Below are 20,095 nucleotides of genomic sequence, written 5' to 3' on the forward strand. Positions count from 1 at the left end.
TATTATATAAAAATTTAATCAAATTAAACTCAATTTAATACAAACCAAACCAAAGTTAATCAAATGAAAAACAAAAGATTATTTATTTCAAACAAAGTAAGAGGTAGTATACTTTCTGCTGTATTTGTGTTTTTGTTTACCATAAGTTTACAAGCGCAAGAAATTACAGTTCAAGGGGTTGTTACTGCTGTTGAAGACGGATTTCCTATACCAGGTGTTACAGTACTTGTTAAAGATACAAATACAGGAACTACTACAAATTTTGATGGAGAATATTCCATTGTAGCAAAAAAAGGAGATATTTTAGTATTTAGTTTTGTTGGAATGACTCCTAAATCTATTAAAGTAGAAAAAAGTCAACTTAATATCTCAATGGCTACAGATACTCAAAGTTTAGAAGAGGTTGTTGTAATAGGATATGGTACTGTTTCTAAAAAGGAATTAACAGGAGCAGTTTCTCAAGTTAAAGCAGAAAATATTGAAGAATTTGTAGCTTCAGACGTTGCATCAATGTTACAAGGTCAAGTTGCTGGTGTTAATATTACTAGTGCCTCGGGTGAACCTGGATCAGAATCAAGCATTCAAATTAGAGGTATTACTTCTTTAGGAGGCTCAAACACTCCTTTGTTTGTTGTTGACGGTATTCCACAACAAGGAGATCCAGGCTTAAGTGCTAACGAAATTGAAACTATTGATGTGTTAAAAGACGCCGCTTCTGCAGCAGTTTATGGAACAAGAGGTGCAGCGGGGGTTATTTTAATAACAACTAAAAAAGGAAAAGTAGGAAAAACAAATGTTAGTATTGATGCAAATTATGGGGTGCAACATTTAGGAGAAGATGTTCCTTTAATGAATACTAATGATAGAGTATATTTTGAAAATATGAGATATGCCTATACAGATTGGAATTATGAACCAGGACCAAGTAAAAATCCAGAATGGTTAAATAATGATAATAAATTTAGCGATTATGTATTGGTAGATAATGCAAGTACACAGCAATACTCTTTAAATGTTTCAGGAGGTACAGGAGATTTTTCATACAATGCTGTAGGTGGATTTTTTAATCAAGAAGGTGTATTGTTAAATTCAGGATATAAAAGATATAATGGACGTGCGACAACTTCATACAATGTAGATAAATGGAAAATTACTTCAAGTATTGCGTTTACTATACAAGATACTGAAAGAGCCAGTAATGGTTTAATTGTAAATGCACAACGTTATCCATCATATTACCCAGAAGTTGACCCTGATGCAAGTGAAGTTTTTACTGATGGTACAGGAGGTGTTACTACACCGTTAAATATACTAGTAAATAGTTTAAAGAGAAAAGATAATAGTAAAAGTGATCGTTTAAATACAAGTTTAAGTGTTACAAGAAAGTTAATGGACCAATTAAAACTTACATCAAACGTAGGAGGATCCACTACTAATTATTTAAGAAATATTTTTGTACCTCCTTATACTGTTACTAATGTTTTAGAGGGAACAAGTGAAGTAGATCCAACAAAAAGTTATGTACAAGCAACTACATCTAGAGCAACAACTTTTTCTTTTGATGTAGGGTTAGATTATAAAGAATCTTTTGGAGATCATACTGTAGGTGCTGTATTAAATGGTTCTGTTTATGAGAACAGTTATGAAACTTTTACAGCTTATAAACAAGGTGTAACAAATGAAAATGTAGAAGTGTTAAATGGGGCTACAATTAATCCTGATGCTTACTCAGGATTTAATTATAATACTAAAATATTAAGTTTTTTAGGAAGAATTCAATATGATTATAAAGGGAAGTATTTATTTTCTGGTGTTATTCGTAAAGATGGTTCTTCTAAATTTGGTGAAGCAAATCGTTGGGGTACATTTCCTTCAGTTTCTTTAGGTTGGAATGTTTCTGATGAAAACTTTTGGGAATCAATTAAGCCAATTGTAAATAATTTTAAAATTAGAGCTAGTTATGGTACTGTAGGAAATGAAAGTTTCCCTGCTTACGAATATTCAAGTAGTATTGAACAAGGAAGTGATTATATTTTTGATGAGTCTGATAACTATGTAAATTATGGCTCTTCTATAAAATCCTATGCTAATAGAGATGTTAAATGGGAAACTTCTGTTCAACAAAACCTTGGTTTTGACTTTTCTTTTCTTAAAAATAGTATAACGTTAACAGCAGATTATTATATAACCAATAAAGATGATATGTTGTTTCAAGTTGAATTACCTGGTTCTGCAGGAGCTTATTATGATCCAAGTATTACATTAAATGTTGGTGATATGAAAAATACAGGTTTAGAAATAGCTGCAGGATATCAAAAATCTTTTGGTAAACATAAGTTACAAGCAAATGCTGTTTTTGCAATGAATGATAACGAAATTACAAGTATGGAAGGTGATAGAAATTTAATCTATAACTCAAATTCTACATTAATTTCCGGAGATACTAATTCAATGGTTACAGTTTTAGCTGAAGGATATGAAGCAGGTGCTTTTTGGTTATATGAAACAGATGGAGTAATTCAAACCCAAGAGCAATTAGATGCATATAGAAAATATCCTTCAAAAATAAATGCAGATTTTGGAGATTTAATATATGTAGATCATAATGATGATGGAGATATAACTGTAGAAGATAGACATTATATGGGAAGTGGACAATCTGATTTTGAAATTGGATTTAATTTTAAATGGATTTATAATAATTTCGACTTTACAATGAATTGGTATGGTTCAAGTGGAGCAGAAATTATGAATGGAACAAAAGCTGCAACCTATACATACGCAACCCACGGAGATTTAGTAAATATGTGGACTCCAGAAAATCCAACATCAAATATTCCATTATGGACAGGAGATTCTAAAAGTGGGCTACCTAATTTAGTTGCTACTACAGACTATTGGCTAGAAGATGGTGATTATATAAGATTGAAATTAGTTTCTATAGGGTATACAATTCCAAAAAAGAAATTAGAAAAATTAAATATTTCAAATTTTAGAATTTTTGTTTTGGCTCAAAATGCATTAACATTTACTAAATATGAGGGATATGATCCTGAAGTAGGAGGGGCTAACGTAGCTAGAAATGGAATGGATGTTTCAAGATATCCTTTAGCTTCATTATATAGTTTAGGTATTAAATTTAATTTTTAATAATAAAAATATTCACATGAAAAAACATATAATATATTTTATAAGTATAATTGCATTAACATTCTCAGTGCAATCTTGTTCAGATTATCTAGAAGAAGATAATCCAAATAATATATCAGCAGATATTTACTGGTCAAATTTAGAAGAAACAGATGCTAATTTAACCTCAGTATATGGAGCTATGTTAAATCACTTTATTTTATTCTATAATGTTGAATCTTGGAGAAGTGATATAGCATATCCAAAATTTAGAACAAGTCCTTTAGGTACAGGACAACCTTGGTATTATAAAACATTTAGTAATACAAATAAAGAAGTTAGTCAAAGATGGGATGCTATGTACCAAGTTATTTTTAGAGCAAATCAAGTAATTGAAGGGCTAAATAATATGGATGAAGAGTATAAGAGTGATGCTAGATGGACAGAACAAATGGGGCAAGCCCGATTTTTTAGAGGTTTAGTTCATTTTTACTTGCATTCAAGTTATAATGAAGGTAAAATTGTAATTAGAGAATCTGTACCTGGAAATGCTGAGGAATTTTCAAAGCCAGTATCTTCATCTGAAGAAGTAATTGCTTTTTTTAGAGAAGATTTACAATATGCATATGAAAATTTACCAGCTCAGTTTGAGCAAAAATCAAGAGTTACAGCGGGTACAGCAGCAACTATTTTAGGAAAAAGTTACCTATACACTGAAGAATATGAAAAAGCAAAAGAATATTTAAGTGATGTTATAAATAATGGAGCTTATGGTTATAGATTGTTAGAAGGAGATGAAGTTAACTTGTTATTTACGTCAGCTGGAGATTATAATGATGAATCTATTTTTGAATTAAATTATTCAGCTGTACAGCAAACAGAAGAAACACAATGGGACGAAGAAAGTTTCTTTACAAGATGGGCTAGATATACCGCACCAACTGGAATTATACAAGGTGCAAGTGAATTTGTTCCAGCAGCTTGGCTTACATATGAATATTCAACGGAACCTTTAGATTCTCAAGACAATCGTAATTATGTAGATGATGGGGCAGGGGGGCTTAAATTAAGAGATATTCCATTAAGAGGAGCGAAAATGATAGCTGTTGTAAACGATAATCAATCTGAATACTACAAATATGCTGCGGCTAATCAGGTGGTAGGGTTTACAAATACAATATTTTCGAATTTTAAAAAATTCACAAATCATGACATTGTAACAAAAGAACCTGAAGTAGGCGATTCACCATGGAAATCAGGAAAAAATGTTGTTGTTAATCGCTTAGCAGATGTTTATTTAATGTATGCAGAATGTTTAATTAAAACAGGAGATATTGACGGAGCTTTAAAATATATTAATAAAATTCGTCAACGTTGGGGGTTAGTATTACTAGGTGAAGATGATGGATCGGGACATGATTTTAATGGTGTAACTTATACAGAAGAAACTTTAATGGAACAACTAATGTTTGTTGAACGTCCATTAGAACTAGCTTGTGAAGGTTTTGATACTAGAACAATAGATTTAAGAAGATGGGGAGTTACAAAACAACGTTTTGAAGATTTAGCAGCTTTAGATTTTAATTTAATTGATTATTCTTATACAACTGAAGAAGGAACTACAGCTAAACGGGCTGCAAGTTTACTTCAATTAGGTTTAAGTGAAGATCCTTCTAATAATAAAATAACAATTAAAGAATATGTGCAGGCTGCGGCCAATTATAATGAAGGTTTACACGGATATTTACCTCTTCCTTTAACTGAAGTATTAAATAATTCAAACGTAAATTAACTAATTTAAAATCAATAAAATGAAAAAAATATTAATCATATCACTATTATTTTTAACCTTAGGCTTTACTATAGGTTGCGAAGATGATTATGAAGCACCTTTCGGAGATTATTCAAGTTTTTCTTGGTATACTGGTGATGGAGTAGCAGCAAATTTTGATCTTACAGAGAAACAAATAAACATAGATAATTATATTGCTTTTTATGATGTTTCACAAAATGCAATAAGTCATAAATGGACAATTCCTGCTTCTTGTAATTTTTTAAATAAAGAGATTACAGATAAAGATTCAATTTATACACCTTTTATAATTCCGGGAACTGAATCAGCTGAAGATTTAGCAAATGTGCTTTTTGTTGAGCCTGGTATTCAAGAAGTAGTTCTTACAAATGTTTTTAAAGATTCTGTAGCAAATTCTTCAAAACTTTCAGATGGTTCTTGGGAAGTTGAACAAAAATTTACCATAGATGTTTTTGATAATCCAAATCCTGCTTGTGAAGTTTTTAAATATGATTATACAGACCCATTAAATCCAACATTGGTAAAGGTGTTAACATTAACGCAAGATCAAAACCCTTCAGAAGAAGAAATTGATACTTGGCAAACTGTATCTATTGAAGCAGGTCAAGATTTGGTTTATGTAGATAAATCAACACAAGGAAGACCAACAGGAAGAAAATGGTATCTTGAAGGAGCAAAGCCAGAAACAAGTGGAGGAGATACTACAATTGTAAAATATAATAAGTTAGGAGAATTTACAAGTTATATGGAATCTATTAGAGCTGGTGAAGAAGTTCCTAAAAAGACAATATCAAAAATAATTCCTTTAAAAATTGAAGTATTACCATCTACAGCACCGTTTGTAAGAACAGGTAAAGTTAGTATTGCAGATAATGTAATTTCTTTTAGCGTTACTGGAGAAGTAGCTGCTTTGGTACAACAAGAAGATTTTTTTACAGTACATGTAACTAATGAAATAGCTGGTTTTGACCAAAATATAGCTGTAAGCTCAGCTAAAATAAATTCACAAGATGCTACTATTATAGAATTAACATTAGCAGAACCAGTTTATAATACAGATACTATAAGACTTGCTTATTCTGGAGGAAATATAGTTTCAGTAGATTCTAGAGTGTTAGATGACTTTGAACCAACTATAGTTACTATGGACTTAGGAAGTAATGTGTTAGTAGAATCGTGGGCTGGATTTGAAAATGCTTCTTCTTCAGGAAATACAACTAGAAAAGCCGATTGTGATGGTTATTGGGTTGGTGCTGCTAATGATAATTTAGGATTGCCATTTTATAGAACCACCGATAAATTTTATGCAGGTGAAGCATCTATGAAATATGAAAGCGCAGACGGAGTGGTAACTGTAGCGTTACAAGGATCAGATTTTTCTAAACCTAATGGAATAGAAGCAGGTACTTACAGAGTATCTTATATGGTTTACCTTGAGCCAGGTAATACTATGAAAACATTCACTAACATTATTCAAAAACCTAGTCAAGAAATAGTTTGGGATATTGAAAATTTACCTCGTGGTGAATGGGTTGAAATTAGTCAAGATATTACAACAACAGCTATTGCTTCAGGAGTAAGATTCGATTTAAAAATTGTAACATCTAATAATTCTGATGCTGTAGGATTACAAAAAATGTATTTTGATAATTTAAGTTGGATTAAATTAATTCCTAGGTCATAAAATACTATAAATGTCTGTTGAAAACATTTTTTTTCAACAGACATTTGTATATAATTTAATAATTTGAGAGATAAAAAAATGAAAATCAATTTTTTAAGAAAAATCAGTAGCTTATTAGTTCTTATTGTAACAATTTTAAGTTTGGTTTCTTGTAAAGAAAAGGCAAAAGAGATTGAAACTGCAACAACGCAGGCAAAACCTAATATTGTTATTATTTATTTAGATGATTTAGGTTATGGAGATTTAAGTTCTTTTGGGGCAACAGAAATTCAAACACCTAATATAGATGCTTTAGCTAATGAAGGTGTTAAATTTACAAATGGATATGCAACTTCAGCAACTTGTACACCAAGTAGGTATGGATTGCTAACAGGCGTGTATCCTTGGAGAAACAAAGATGCTAAAATATTACCAGGAACGGCGCCTTTATTAATTAGTACAGAACAACAAACATTACCAAAAATGTTAAAAAAACAAGGATATCAAACGGCAGTTGTTGGTAAATGGCATTTAGGATTGGGTACAGGTGTTGTAAATTGGAATAATAGAGTGTCTCCAGGACCAAATGAAGTTGGTTTTGACAGTGCTTATATTATGGCTGCAACACAAGATCGTGTTCCAACAGTATATATTGATAATGGAAATGTTGTTGGGTTAGATAAAGAAGATCCTATTCAAGTAGATTATAAAAATAATTTTGAAGGTGAACCTACAGCAATTACAAATCCAGAAATGCTTAAAATGAAGTGGCACCATGGTCATAATAATAGTATTGTAAATGGAATACCAAGAATAGGATTTATGAAAGGTGGAGAAGCAGCAAAATGGAGTGATATTGATATGGCCGATCATTTTTTAGAAAAAGCACAAGAATATGTAAAAACACATAAAGACAAACCTTTCTTTTTATATTATGCAATGCAGCAACCTCATGTGCCTAGAACGCCAAACCCAAGATTTGTTGGTAAATCTGGAATGGGACCACGTGGAGATGTTATTTTAGAAGCAGATTGGTGTATTGGAGAATTTATGAAAACCTTAGAAGATGAAGGCTTGTTAGAGAATACATTAGTTGTGTTTTCAAGTGATAATGGTCCTGTTTTAAATGATGGTTATTTTGATGATGCCGTTGAAAAATTAGGAAATCACGATCCTAAAGGTGGTTTTAGAGGTGGTAAATACAGTATTTTTGAAGCCGGAACAAGAGTCCCTTTAATAACATATTGGAAAGGAAAAATAGAACCAACAGTTTCTGATGCAATTGTCTGTCAGATGGATTTATTAGCTTCTTTAGCAACTTTAACAGGTACTACTGAAGCGTCTACAGATAGTAAAGATTTATTAAAAACCTTTTTAGGAAAAACAGATAAAGGAAGAGATAATTTAATAATTGAAGCAACAGGGAAAACAGCTTTAAGAAGTGGAGATTGGGTTTATATACCAGGTTATAAAGGTAAAAATTATAGAGAAAAAGTAGGTATAGAGGTAGGTAACTTTCCTTATGAACAATTATACAATGTAAAAGAAGATAAAGGTCAGCAAAATAATTTAGCGGAATCTAATCCTGAAAAACTTTCAGAACTAAAAAATATTTTTGAAAAGTTAAGAGGAAAAGATTATAAAATAGGAGTTAAAGAAGTTCAGTTTAGATAGTTTCAGAGCTATCTATAATTAATGTTTTATTAAGAGCAATTTTAAAGGCATTTAACAGCTCTAGTAGCCTTTAAATGCCTTTTTTAATAGATTAATTTAAAAGTACCAATTATATAAAATATGAAGAATAAAATAATATTACTTGCTGTACTTGTTTCTACAATAGGAGTTTCTTATTCGCAAGTAAAAGAAAAAATGAATGTTTTAGGTCAAAATAAATACCCAAATATTATTTATATTTTGGCTGATGATATGGGAATTGGAGATTTAGGAGTTTATGGACAAACAAAGATTCAGACTCCAAATATAGACCAAATGGCTTTTAAAGGAATGAAGTTTACGCAACATTACAGTGGCGCAGCTGTATGTGCTCCTTCTCGATCAACGTTAATGACAGGGCAACACACAGGTCATACACCAATTAGAGGGAATAAAGAGGCTTCCAATGGTCAAGAAGGACAAGTGCCATTGCCTAAAGATGCACTTACATTGGCAGAGATTTTAAAAGATAAAGGTTATACTACCGGAATGTTTGGAAAATGGGGGCTTGGTTTTGGAGAAGGTGATCCAAATAATCAAGGTTTTGATGAGTTCTACGGTTATAATTGTCAAAAATTAGCACATAGGTATTATCCACCATATTTAAACCATAATCAAAAAAGAGATTCATTAAAAGGCAATGACGGTATAAATACAATTGTTTATTCACAAGATAAAATACAAGAATATACGCTTAAGTTTTTAGATGAAAATAAAAATAAACCATTTTTTGCCTACGTTCCTTTAGCGTTACCACATACAGAATTAATTTCACCAAAAGACTCAATTTTTGCGATGTATGATGGTAAATTTGAAGAAATACCTTATACCGAAGACAATAAATATACTTCTGATTATGGCCCAAATATGGTATGGTACGAGTATAGTTCTGTTGAAAAGCCAAGAGCTACATATGCTACTATGGTTTCACGAATAGATGCTTATGTTGGTCAAATTATTAATAAAGTACATGAATTAGGTATTGCAGACAATACAATAATAATGTTTGCAAGTGATAATGGACCAACACAAGAAGGTGGCGTAAACCCTGATTTTTTTAATAGTACCTTTGGATTTAGAGGTTATAAGAGAGATTTGTATGAAGGTGGAATAAGAGCTCCTTTTATTGTTGTTTGGCCTAATAATATAAAAGAAGGAAGTGTTACAAATCATGTATCTGCATTTTGGGATATTGTTCCAACTATAACAGAAATTGTTGGTGCTGAAGTACCTGAAAATATTGATGGAATTTCATTAGTACCAACATTATTAAATAAAAATAATCAAAAAGAGCACGATTATTTATATTGGGAATTTAATATTAGACAAGGTAGAAAAGCTGTTAGAATGGGACCATGGAAAGGTGTGTGGTACAATATAAATAATAAAAATAAACAAGGAGAATTAGAGTTGTATAATTTATTAAATGATGAAGCTGAAACTACAAACGTAGCAGCAAAATATCCAGAAATTACAGCTAAAATAAAGCAGATAATGATTAAAGAGAGTGAAGCTTCAAAATTGTTTCCATTTGAATAATAATTTTTTTTAATTGAATTATTCCATAAATACATTTTAAATATAAATTAAAATAGCATAGAAATAATAGAATATTTATTTCATAAAAGTTGTTAAATATTAAAGAGCTGATTTATTTCAGCTCTTTTTGTGTTTATAAATTGATTTTTAGTTTGTTAAGGCTTCTGATTTTGTTTTAAACTCGCTTTCTAATTACTAGGTTTTTCTAACTAAAATAAGTTTTAAGCAAACTAATTTTAAGGTAATTATTCTTCATTTTTACACTTCTATAGCTCTCGTGTTTCATTTTTAATAGTGTAATAAGCTATGTCTTCGTAAGGATAAAATAAGGTGAATAAAGGGTAAATTTAAACAATACGAAACCATGAATTTAAGCGTATTTTGTATGTATAAATAAATTCAAAACTTTAATATTTAACTATTTAAACTCATAAAATGGAATATAAATTTAGTCATATAGGAATACCAACTACAGAAGATATGAAATGGGATGGTTTTTGTGAACCTGGAAAATTTCATTATACAGACTTTAATAAAGATGAGTTTAATGTTGAATTTGTAAAGTTTGATAAAGATAGCTTGGTGTCTGAAATGGTAAAAACAATGCCGCATGTTTCTTATCTAGTAGATAATATTGAAAATGCAATTTTGGGGAGAAAAGTTTTAGGGGAAATTTTTTCACCAGCCGAAGGAGTTCGGGTGGTCTATATTAATAATAATGGATCTCCTATAGAATTTTTGGAAATAAAAGAATAATTCAAATTAGAAAAAATAGATAATTATGTATCCAATAAATCAACAGGCTATGTCACCTGAAATTATTAAAAAAATTGATGAAGCTGGTATTATAGCGGTTCTTATCATTGATGATTTAAAACATGTAGTTCCAGTTTCTAGAGCACTTTTAGCAGGAGGAGTTGATACAATAGAATTAACACTTCGTACGCCTGTAGCATTAGATGCTGCACGATTAATAAAAAAAGAAGTGTCAGAAATTTGTTTGGGCTTTGGAACTGTTTTAACAAAAGACCAAGTTAGTGCAGTTGTAGATGCAGGAGCAGATTTTGCTGTTTCTCCAGGTTGTAATCCTAAAATTATTGCAGAAGCTAGAAAACAAGGATTGTCTTTTGCTCCAGGAATTATGACTCCAACAGATATTGAGATGGCATTAGAGGAAGGCTGTAGAGTTTTAAAATATTTTCCTGCAGAATCTTCAGGAGGTATGGAACACTTAAAAAATATGGTAGCTCCTTATCAATATTTGAATCCAACTTTTATACCATTAGGAGGGTGTAACTTAGAAAATGCAAGCAGTTATTTAGAATCACCTTTAATTACTGCAATTGGAGGGTCTTGGGTGGCAAAACGTCCGTTAATTCAATCTGAGAATTGGGCAGAAATAACAAAAAATGCCAAACAAATAAGAACCTTAATTAAAAGTATCAAATCACAAAAATAACGTTAATAAGCACTTTAAATTTTAGTTTTTAAACCTAACAAAAAAGTACTTATTACGAATCAATAAAAAAGAATTAACGATATGAATACAATTGTAACATTTGGAGAAATAATGGGGCGCATAGCTGCTCCTGATAATTTACGATTAAGACAAACACGTCAGTTTGATATGACTTATGCAGGTGCAGAAGCAAGTGTAGCTGCATCAATTTGTAATTTTGGAGGAAATGCACGTTATGTTACAGCTTTGCCAAAACATGCCTTAGCTGAAGCAACTATCGATGCTGTTCGTTCTGTGGGTGTAGATACACAATATGTTTTACGAACAGATAAAGGTCGTTTAGGATTATATTTTCTAGAAACAGGAGCTAATCAAAGACCAAGTAATGTAATTTATGACCGTGCAGATTCTGCAATTGCAATTACACCAGCTGAAGCATATGATTGGGAAAATATTTTTAAAGGAGCAAGTTGGTTGCATTTAAGTGGGATTACACCTGCATTATCTAAAAATGCAGCTGAAGCAACTTTATATGCGGCAAAAAAAGCAAAAGAAACAGGAGCCTCGGTTTCAATAGATTTAAATTTTAGAGGAAAATTATGGGATTGGGACAGCTCTAAATTTGCTCGTGAATTAGCTCAAGAAACAATGCGCAAAATCTTACCATTTATTGATGTTGTTATTGGAAATGAGGAAGATTGCTATGATGTTTTAGGAATTAGAGCTGGAAATACAGATGTACATGCTGGAAAATTAGATACTTCTCGTTATCCAGATGTAGCTCGTCAAGTTGTTGAACAATTTCCAAATGTAAAAAAAGTAGCGATTACATTACGTGAAAGTTATTCAGCTTCACATAATAATTGGGGAGCAATGTTATATGATGCAGCTACAGATAAACCTTTTTTTGCACCACTAGATTTAAATAATAACTATCAACCGTATGAAATTAAAAATATTGTTGACCGTGTGGGAGGTGGAGATTCATTTGCAGGTGGTTTGGTTTTTGCGTTAACAACAGCAGAATTGTCAGATCCTCAAGTTGCTGTAAAATATGCAGTAGCAGCCTCTTGTTTAAAACACTCTATAAAAGGAGATTTTAATTATTCTACACGTTCAGAAGTAGAATCTTTAATGCAAGGTTCTGGATCTGGTAGAGTTGTTAGGTAGTCATAAAAATATTAGGTTGTAATATTGTTTGAAATTGAAGTTTATAAGTATTTACTGATTATTCTAAATAGGATAACCAGTAATAGTTTAACTACCAAAATACATAAATTATGTTGAAAATATAATATGCCTATTATTTGATAAACAAAAGATGTTAAATTAATAACTATAAAAACTTTTAGGGTTAAGTGAAAGTAAGAAGTTGAAATATTTAAAAAGAAGAATGAAAAAAAATGAATTTGGTTTTGTTGTAATTGGAATCTTACTCTTAGTGTTTTTTTTAAGTTGTAAAAGCACTATTAATACAGCAATAGACGACAAAAATATTGAGCTATTACCTTTGTCAGATCAATCCAATAAAGGAAATTGGGTTTTAAACACAGATGTTAGTGATGAATTTGAAGATGCTGTTATAGACGAAGATAAATGGTATATCGTAGGAAAGTTTGAAAATGGGAAACCTGTTTATAAAGATCCAGATTATCCTAATAAAAAAGTTTGGAAAGGTCGTGCCCCTTCTCAATTTTCAGGTAGAAATTATAGATTAGAAGATGGGAAGTTAATTTTAGAAACACGTTGGGAACCCGATTTTCCTTTTAGTGATGATAACAAGCAAACCTGGGGACCTGATAATAAAATTGAAAAATATGAAAATATAACCACAGCTTGTTTTATTGGGAGAAGAAATTTTAAATACGGTTATATGGAGATTAAAAGTAAAGCTGCTGATGCAGAAATTACTAGTGCTTTTTGGGCAACAGGTAGCCAAACCGAACTAGATATTTTTGAACAGTTTGGAGATCACCGTCAAAAAGGAAAAGAATGGAAAGATCGTGAGCTTTGGTGGTCAATTCATGATTGGAGTAGAGAGGGAAAAGGTAAAACAGTTTATACAGAACGTTTAGATTATGGATTTAGAGTAGCAGATGATTTTCACGTATATGGAATTGAGTGGGATGAGGATGGATTAAAATTATATGTTGATGGTAAGTATAAAACAGGAGCTACAAAAGAACAAGTAAATGCTTATGCTAAAGATAAAGGATTGCCTAATGGCTGGGTTTTAGACGGGCCAATTCATATTTGGTTAGATCAGGAAACATTTCCATGGCATGGTGTTCCAGATTCTAAAGAAGATTTAGAATTAAATAGCCCTGAAGGAGAAAAAGACGATGGTGTTGTAGATTTTGAGATTGAATATGTTAGGGTATGGCAAAAAAAAAGTAATTTATAGATATAATAATAATAATAATAATTTAAAATTTAAGTGAGATGAAAAAAGTAATATTATTAATAATTTTATTAGTAACAGTTAGTACTACATTTGGTCAAAAAATAAAAACACAACAAAAAAAAATAAATCATTTTGTAGAAACAGCAACAAAAGAGTATGATTTAAATAAAGATCAAGTAAAAGAATTAGTAGAATTTAGAACTGAAATGGTTCAAAGTTATTTAGATCTTAATAAGGCTGTAAAAGAAGGATTGTCAAAAGAAAATAAAAAAATTAAAAGCCAAGAAATTAGTAAAACTTTTAATACAAAGTTTATTAAGTTAGTTGGAAAATCTTATAAAGAAATAGCACCTTTTTTAGCTAAAATGCGCGAAGAGTTAAAAAATATATAAGTCACATAGAAAGTCTTTAATTCTAAAATAGCACTAAAGACTTTCTTCTTCAAAAAGATAACCTATAATTATGTTTCGTATCAATACTTTTAAATTATTAATGTGTTGTATTGCTTTTGTATTAAGTGCTTGTAGAACAACAAAAAAGAAATCATCAGTTACAGTATCAGAAATAAAACCTAATATATTATTTATTTTATGCGATGATTTAGGCTATGCTGATGTTGGCTTTAATGGATCTCCAGATATTAAAACTCCAAATTTAGATGCGTTAGCTAATAAAGGAACTATTTTTAAATCTGCTTATGTAACACATCCTTTTTGTGGACCAAGTAGAGCAAGTATAATGACTGGTCGTTATCCGCATACAATAGGATCTCAGTTTAATTTACCTCCAAATAGTGAAATTATTGGAGAAGGAATAGATGTAAACGAAACATTTATAAGTTCTACTTTGCAAAATGCTGGATACTATACAGGAGCATTAGGAAAGTGGCATTTGGGGGCTGTTGAAAAATACCACCCAAACAATAGAGGATTCGATGATTTTTATGGATTTTTAGGAGGAGGTCATAATTATTTTCCTGAACAATTTATGAAAGCTTATGAAATTAGAAAAAAAGCAGGAAACAAACATATTTTCGAATATTTATTGCCATTAGAACATAACGGAGAAGAAGTTGTAGAAACAGAATACGTTACAGATGCTCTGTCTAGAGAGGCTGTTCGTTTTGTTAATGATGCAGCTAAAACCAAAAAACCATTCTTTTTATATTTATCATATAATGCACCTCATACACCTTTAGAAGCTAAAAAAGAAGATTTAAAGTTGTTTGAATCTATTAAAGATGAAAAAAGAAGAACTTATGCAGCAATGGTTTATGCAGTTGATAGAGGAGTTAAAAAAGTGGTTGAAGCATTAAAAGAAACGAAACAATTAGAGAATACCTTAATTATATTTTTAAGCGATAATGGAGGTAGATTAGATCAAGGAGCAAATAATTATCCTTTAAAAGAAGGAAAAGGAAGTACTTATGAAGGTGGGTATAGAGTACCTATGTTTTTCTATTGGCCAAAACATATTGCCGCCGGAAAATATTATAGCCACCCAGTTTCTTCATTAGATTTTTATCCTACATTATCTTATTTAGCAAACGCAACTATTTCAAAAGATAAAATATTAGATGGTAAAAATATTTGGAAAAACATTCAAGAAAATAGCAATGCTAGAGTAGGAGAACCAATTTTTGCAATGAGACATCAAAAAGGATTTACTGACGCCGCTATAAGAATTGGTGAGTGGAAAGCTCTAAAAATTCACAGACAACATTGGAAATTGTTCAATATTGAAAATGATATTTCTGAAACCATTGATCTAAGTTTGAAGCATCCAGAAATTTTAACAAAATTAGTAAAGCAAAGTAAAGATTGGAGTACAACTCATACAAAACCTTTATGGTTTCATAGTGAAAAAACAGGTAAAGATTGGGAATCATTGAATATGCCAGATTTTGATACTCTTTTTCAAATTGAAAAATAAAGAGATTGCTTAATTTGGTATTTTAGTAAGGTCTATAAATTATTTTTTATACAAAGTTTCAATGTGACATATGTTATTACAAATCAAAAATATATTTATTATATTTGTAATAGATGAAATTAGTAGTTAAAAATTCAGAAAAACCTATAAATAAGAAACTATTTATCGAAAACAGGGAAGTTCCTTGTTTAGATGCATCATGGCATTACCATCTAGAATATGAATTGTTGTATATTTCACAAAGTAGCGGAATTCGTTTTGTAGGTGATAGCGTTTCCCCTTTTTTACCTGGTGATTTAGTTTTAGTAGGTCCTTATTTACCACATTTATGGAGAAATGATATTTCATATTATAAAGATAATGAAGAGTATTTTGTAAAAACTATAGTTACTAAGTTTAGTAAAGATTTTATTGGAGAAAACACTTTTGAAAGCGTAGAGTTTAAGGAAATCAATAAAATGCTAGACGATTCTAAATATGGCGTTGCTTTTGGTGAAAAAACTAGTGAAAAAATGCATGAAGATATCATGAATATAGCTAATCTTAAACCAGTAGAGCAAAGTATAAAATTATTAGAAATTCTTCATAGACTCTCTATAGTTAAAGATAAGAAACTACTTTCTTCTTCAGATATGAGGCAATTTACTTCAGAAAATTCACAAAGAATAGACAATGTTTTAAAATTTATATCTGACAATTATGTTAGTTATATTAGTTTAAACGATGTGGCTGAAGTTGCTTGTATGACCACAAACTCTTTTTGTCGTTTTTTTAAAAGAATGACCAATAAATCCTTCACTCAATTTTTAAATGAAGTTAGAATAAGAAACGCTTCTAGATTACTTATTCAAGGAGATTTACCTGTTTCTGAAGTTTGTTATATTGTAGGATATAACTCTATTACAAACTTTAATAAACAATTTAAACAAATTATGGGGTGTACACCTAATAATTATAGAAAAACTATTTAATTATACCATTTTTTAATGAGGTAAAATAATGTAGTTAGAAGGTAAATTTAACCATTTCTTAACAAAAATATTCCACGTACTTTGTATAAGTAACCAAAGGAAATCATTAATTATATTTTGATTTTAATACTTTTATTGCTTTTTGTTTTTTTAAATGAATTGTGGTTAAAATATTATATATCAGTATGTAAGGTTGAATTTTGTTATTGATAATTTATTATATATAAATTAAATCAAACTTATAATAGTAAAATTAAACTTAACTTATTTTATGAAAAAACTAAAAAATTTTAAATCAAAAGCAAATTGCCAAAACTCGGGTAGTTTAGTTTTAAAATTGAATTTTAACAGGGTGCTTACTTTAGCATTTTTATTTTCAATGAGTTTTTTTCAAGGTATAGCTGCGAAATCGATTTCGTATAGTAGCTTTGAAAATAAAGAACCAATAATCTTAAATCAACAAATTGAGATTTCTGGTGTGGTTTCTGATAAAGACGGACCATTACCAGGTGTAAATGTTTTAGTTAAAGGTACTTCAAACGGAGCCTTAACAGATTTTGATGGGAATTATTCAATTTCAGTAGATAATAATGCTGTTCTTGTGTTTTCTTACATAGGGTATAAAACTAAAGAGGTTTTAGTTGATGGAGAAACAACAATAAATGTGATGCTAGAAGCTAATACAGAAAATCTTGATGAAGTTGTAGTATTAGGATATTCAACTAGAAAAAAAGGAGATGTTACAGGTTCTGTAAGTACTGTAAAAGCTGGAGATATTGAAAAATCGGGTAGTAAAGATTTAGTAAAATCATTGGCAGGTAAGGTTTCAGGTTTAATCATTTCAGATAGAGGAGGTACACCAGGTTCGGGTGAAACAACATTATTAATAAGAGGAAAATCTACTTTGGGTAATAACTCTCCATTAATATTAATTGATGGAATTGTAGCGTCTTCTTTTTCTCATTTGTCACCTCAAGATATTGAAAGTTTAACAGTTTTAAAAGATGGAGCTGCTGCAATTTATGGAGCAAGAGCTGCAAATGGTGTTATTTTAGTAACAACAAAAAGAGGTAAAAATGGGAAAACTAAAATAAATTTATCTACTTCTTATACTATTTCTTCATTTTCAGCCGAACCAAGTTTAATGTCTTCGGAACAATTTGCAATTTATAATAATGAAATAGAAGAAAGGTTTGGTAGAAATGCTACATATACTCAAGAAGATATTGTTAAATATGCTAATGGTTCAGATCCTATTAATTACCCTAATACAAATTGGGCAGACGAAACTTTTTCTAAAACATCACCAGAATCAAGAACATCATTATCACTTTCTGGAGGAAATGAAAATGTAAATTACTTTGTTAGTGGAGATATGATTCGTCAAAAAGGAATGTATAAATCAGGCGACTTAAAATTTGATCAAAATCAAATAAGATCGAACTTAGATATTAAAATTATAGATGATCTTAAATTAGGTGTTGATTTATCTGGAAGATTTGGTGAAACTGTAGAGCCAGGTATTGGTACAAGCTATATTTATAAAAATATTTATAATAATTTTCCTACTGAAGTTGCTGTATATCCAAATGGTTTAGTTGCTTGGGGAGGAGAAAACGGAGCAAACCCAGTTATTATGTCTAGTAATGAAACAGGTTTTGAAAAGCAAGTAGATAATGATTTACGTGGTAAAATATCAGTCGACTATGATTTAAATAAACTTGCTGAAGGTTTAAAATTTAAAGGGTTTGCAGGTATGAGAAGAATGAATTATGATCAAAAATATTGGTACAGTCCTTGGACGGTTTATTCTTATCTAGAAGGTGCCGATGAATATGTAGCTCAACCAGGATTTTCACAAGATGGGAATGAAAATATATTACGCGAAAGTTTTTGGAAATACAACGAATTAATGTTGAATGCAACTGTTTATTATTCTAAAACAATAAACGATAAACATAATTTTAGTGGGTTTGTTGGATATGAACAAACTACTTCAGATCAACGTAATTTTTGGGTAGAAAAGAAAGGTTTCCCAGATTCTGAACACTCTGAGTTATTTGCAGGAGATACAGATGGTCAAACTTCTGATGGAACATCTTATGAATGGGCTCGTGTTAATTATTTTGGGTCATTTTCTTACGATTATATGAAAAAATATTACGTAGACATTACATTACGTCACGATGGCTCTAGTAATTTTGGTCCAGGAAATAGATTTGGAACTTTCCCAGGAATTGCATTGTCTTGGTCAATAGATAAAGAATCTTTTATGGAAGATGTTTCTTGGGTAAATTCATTAAAACTAAGAACATCTTGGGCTAAAATGGGTAACGACCGTATTTCTGGATTTCAGTACTTAACCCAATATAATTATGCCGGTAATGTAGGCGCACTACCTAACTATTATAATTTTGGTGGAGAATATTATAATGGATATTCTAGTATTGGAGTTGCAGCTGCAAATCCAGATATTACTTGGGAGGCTGCAGATATGAAAAATATTGGTTTAAACTTCACATTATTAGATAGTAGATTGACAGGAGATTTCAATTATTTTTATCAAAAAAGAGAAGATATTTTAATAACAAGAAATGCATCAATACCAGATTATACAGGGTTAACATTACCTCAAGAAAATATAGGTAAAGTAGATAATTATGGTTGGGAATTTGAATTGGGATGGAATGATACTATTGAAGATTTAGGTTATAATATTGGTTTTAATTTTACTCAAGCCAAAAATGAAGTAGTTTATATGGATGAGGCTGAAAATGTAATAGATGCAATGAAGCAAGAAGGACATCCAATGGATTCTTATTTAATATATCCAACAAATGGACTTTTTCAAAACCAAGCACAAGTAGATGCTGAACCTGCAAAATTAGCAGGTACAGTTCCAGGAGAACCATATTATATTGATACAAATGAAAATGGTAGAATAGACGCAGGAGATAGAATACGTTCTTACTCTTCAAACGTACCTGAGGTACAATATGGTATACACGGAGGTTTAAATTATAAAAATTGGAATTTTAGTTTCTTATTTCAAGGGCAAGCAAAAGCTAAAATGCAAGTGTTTTTTGAAGGAAATGGAGCGTTGCCAGATTTCTTATATGATCAACGTTGGACTCCTGAAAATACTGAAGCAAGATATCCAAGAGCCTATGCAAATGGAGATTCATATAGTACTAGTTTAAATGGACCAGAAAATTTCCAAGGCGCAGATTTATGGTTACGCGATGCTTCATACCTTAGGTTAAAAGAGGTTGAATTAGGATATGCTTTACCTAAAGATATAACAAGGTTTGCTGATGTTAAAGTTTATGTAAGAGGTTACAATGTGTTAACTATGTTTTCAGATATATATGATTTAGGCTTAGATCCTGAAGCAGAGGGTTATAACAGCTTTAGACAAAGTAGATACCCTTCCTTAAAATCATTTACGTTTGGTTTAAATTTTAATTTTTAA

General features: G+C 30.5%; 13 protein-coding genes. All 13 read left to right on the forward strand.

Features of this window, described 5'->3' with window-relative positions:
- The first annotated feature begins 63 nt into the window (after positions 1–63).
- The 13 genes from MKD41_RS00910 (at position 64) to MKD41_RS00970 (ending at position 20,095) form a co-directional block, all read left to right on the forward strand.
- Positions 64–3,150 (forward strand): SusC/RagA family TonB-linked outer membrane protein, encoded by a 3,087-nt coding sequence (locus tag MKD41_RS00910; protein ID WP_240243569.1) that lies wholly within the window; start codon positions 64–66, stop codon positions 3,148–3,150.
- Positions 3,151–3,166: 16 nt separating this feature from the next.
- Positions 3,167–4,921, forward strand: coding sequence for a RagB/SusD family nutrient uptake outer membrane protein (locus MKD41_RS00915; protein ID WP_240243570.1), 1,755 nt, complete (start codon positions 3,167–3,169; stop codon positions 4,919–4,921).
- Positions 4,922–4,940: 19 nt separating this feature from the next.
- Positions 4,941–6,626 carry a SwmB domain-containing protein gene (locus MKD41_RS00920; RefSeq protein ID WP_240243571.1) on the forward strand — a complete coding sequence of 562 codons (1,686 nt, stop codon included), beginning with the start codon at positions 4,941–4,943 and terminating at the stop codon, positions 6,624–6,626.
- Positions 6,627–6,704: 78 nt separating this feature from the next.
- Positions 6,705–8,279, forward strand: coding sequence for a sulfatase family protein (locus tag MKD41_RS00925; protein ID WP_240243572.1), 1,575 nt, complete (start codon positions 6,705–6,707; stop codon positions 8,277–8,279).
- Between the two features lie 120 nt (positions 8,280–8,399).
- Positions 8,400–9,857 carry an arylsulfatase gene (locus tag MKD41_RS00930; RefSeq protein WP_240243573.1) on the forward strand — a complete coding sequence of 486 codons (1,458 nt, stop codon included), beginning with the start codon at positions 8,400–8,402 and terminating at the stop codon, positions 9,855–9,857.
- Positions 9,858–10,292: 435 nt separating this feature from the next.
- On the forward strand, positions 10,293–10,613 hold the full coding sequence (locus tag MKD41_RS00935; protein ID WP_240243574.1) for a hypothetical protein: 321 nt from the start codon (positions 10,293–10,295) through the stop codon (positions 10,611–10,613).
- 25 nt (positions 10,614–10,638) lie between these two features.
- Positions 10,639–11,316, forward strand: a complete 678-nt coding sequence (locus MKD41_RS00940; RefSeq protein WP_240243575.1) for a bifunctional 4-hydroxy-2-oxoglutarate aldolase/2-dehydro-3-deoxy-phosphogluconate aldolase — start codon at positions 10,639–10,641, stop codon at positions 11,314–11,316.
- 81 nt (positions 11,317–11,397) lie between these two features.
- The gene (locus tag MKD41_RS00945; RefSeq protein ID WP_240243576.1) at positions 11,398–12,486 is read left to right on the forward strand and encodes a sugar kinase; all 1,089 of its coding nucleotides are present in this window, start codon (positions 11,398–11,400) and stop codon (positions 12,484–12,486) included.
- A gap of 223 nt (positions 12,487–12,709) precedes the next feature.
- Positions 12,710–13,720 carry a family 16 glycosylhydrolase gene (locus MKD41_RS00950; protein WP_240243577.1) on the forward strand — a complete coding sequence of 337 codons (1,011 nt, stop codon included), beginning with the start codon at positions 12,710–12,712 and terminating at the stop codon, positions 13,718–13,720.
- A 38-nt stretch (positions 13,721–13,758) separates the two neighbouring features.
- The gene (locus MKD41_RS00955; RefSeq protein ID WP_240243578.1) at positions 13,759–14,112 is read left to right on the forward strand and encodes a hypothetical protein; all 354 of its coding nucleotides are present in this window, start codon (positions 13,759–13,761) and stop codon (positions 14,110–14,112) included.
- Positions 14,113–14,182: 70 nt separating this feature from the next.
- The gene (locus MKD41_RS00960; RefSeq protein ID WP_240243579.1) at positions 14,183–15,652 is read left to right on the forward strand and encodes a sulfatase-like hydrolase/transferase; all 1,470 of its coding nucleotides are present in this window, start codon (positions 14,183–14,185) and stop codon (positions 15,650–15,652) included.
- 113 nt (positions 15,653–15,765) lie between these two features.
- On the forward strand, positions 15,766–16,623 hold the full coding sequence (locus MKD41_RS00965) for an AraC family transcriptional regulator (RefSeq protein WP_240243580.1): 858 nt from the start codon (positions 15,766–15,768) through the stop codon (positions 16,621–16,623).
- Between the two features lie 271 nt (positions 16,624–16,894).
- Positions 16,895–20,095, forward strand: coding sequence for a SusC/RagA family TonB-linked outer membrane protein (locus MKD41_RS00970; RefSeq protein WP_240243581.1), 3,201 nt, complete (start codon positions 16,895–16,897; stop codon positions 20,093–20,095).

The sequence above is a fragment of the Lutibacter sp. A64 genome, assembly GCF_022429565.1.
Taxonomy (GTDB): domain Bacteria; phylum Bacteroidota; class Bacteroidia; order Flavobacteriales; family Flavobacteriaceae; genus Lutibacter.

Coding starts and splice junctions, on each gene's coding strand:
- MKD41_RS00940 (WP_240243575.1), top strand. CDS start 10,639: ATGTATCCAATAAATCAACAGGCTATGTCACCTGAAATTATTAAAAAA.
- MKD41_RS00910 (WP_240243569.1), top strand. CDS start 64: ATGAAAAACAAAAGATTATTTATTTCAAACAAAGTAAGAGGTAGTATA.
- MKD41_RS00945 (WP_240243576.1), top strand. CDS start 11,398: ATGAATACAATTGTAACATTTGGAGAAATAATGGGGCGCATAGCTGCT.
- MKD41_RS00930 (WP_240243573.1), top strand. CDS start 8,400: ATGAAGAATAAAATAATATTACTTGCTGTACTTGTTTCTACAATAGGA.
- MKD41_RS00955 (WP_240243578.1), top strand. CDS start 13,759: ATGAAAAAAGTAATATTATTAATAATTTTATTAGTAACAGTTAGTACT.
- MKD41_RS00960 (WP_240243579.1), top strand. CDS start 14,183: ATGTTTCGTATCAATACTTTTAAATTATTAATGTGTTGTATTGCTTTT.
- MKD41_RS00920 (WP_240243571.1), top strand. CDS start 4,941: ATGAAAAAAATATTAATCATATCACTATTATTTTTAACCTTAGGCTTT.
- MKD41_RS00970 (WP_240243581.1), top strand. CDS start 16,895: ATGAAAAAACTAAAAAATTTTAAATCAAAAGCAAATTGCCAAAACTCG.
- MKD41_RS00965 (WP_240243580.1), top strand. CDS start 15,766: ATGAAATTAGTAGTTAAAAATTCAGAAAAACCTATAAATAAGAAACTA.
- MKD41_RS00915 (WP_240243570.1), top strand. CDS start 3,167: ATGAAAAAACATATAATATATTTTATAAGTATAATTGCATTAACATTC.
- MKD41_RS00950 (WP_240243577.1), top strand. CDS start 12,710: ATGAAAAAAAATGAATTTGGTTTTGTTGTAATTGGAATCTTACTCTTA.
- MKD41_RS00925 (WP_240243572.1), top strand. CDS start 6,705: ATGAAAATCAATTTTTTAAGAAAAATCAGTAGCTTATTAGTTCTTATT.
- MKD41_RS00935 (WP_240243574.1), top strand. CDS start 10,293: ATGGAATATAAATTTAGTCATATAGGAATACCAACTACAGAAGATATG.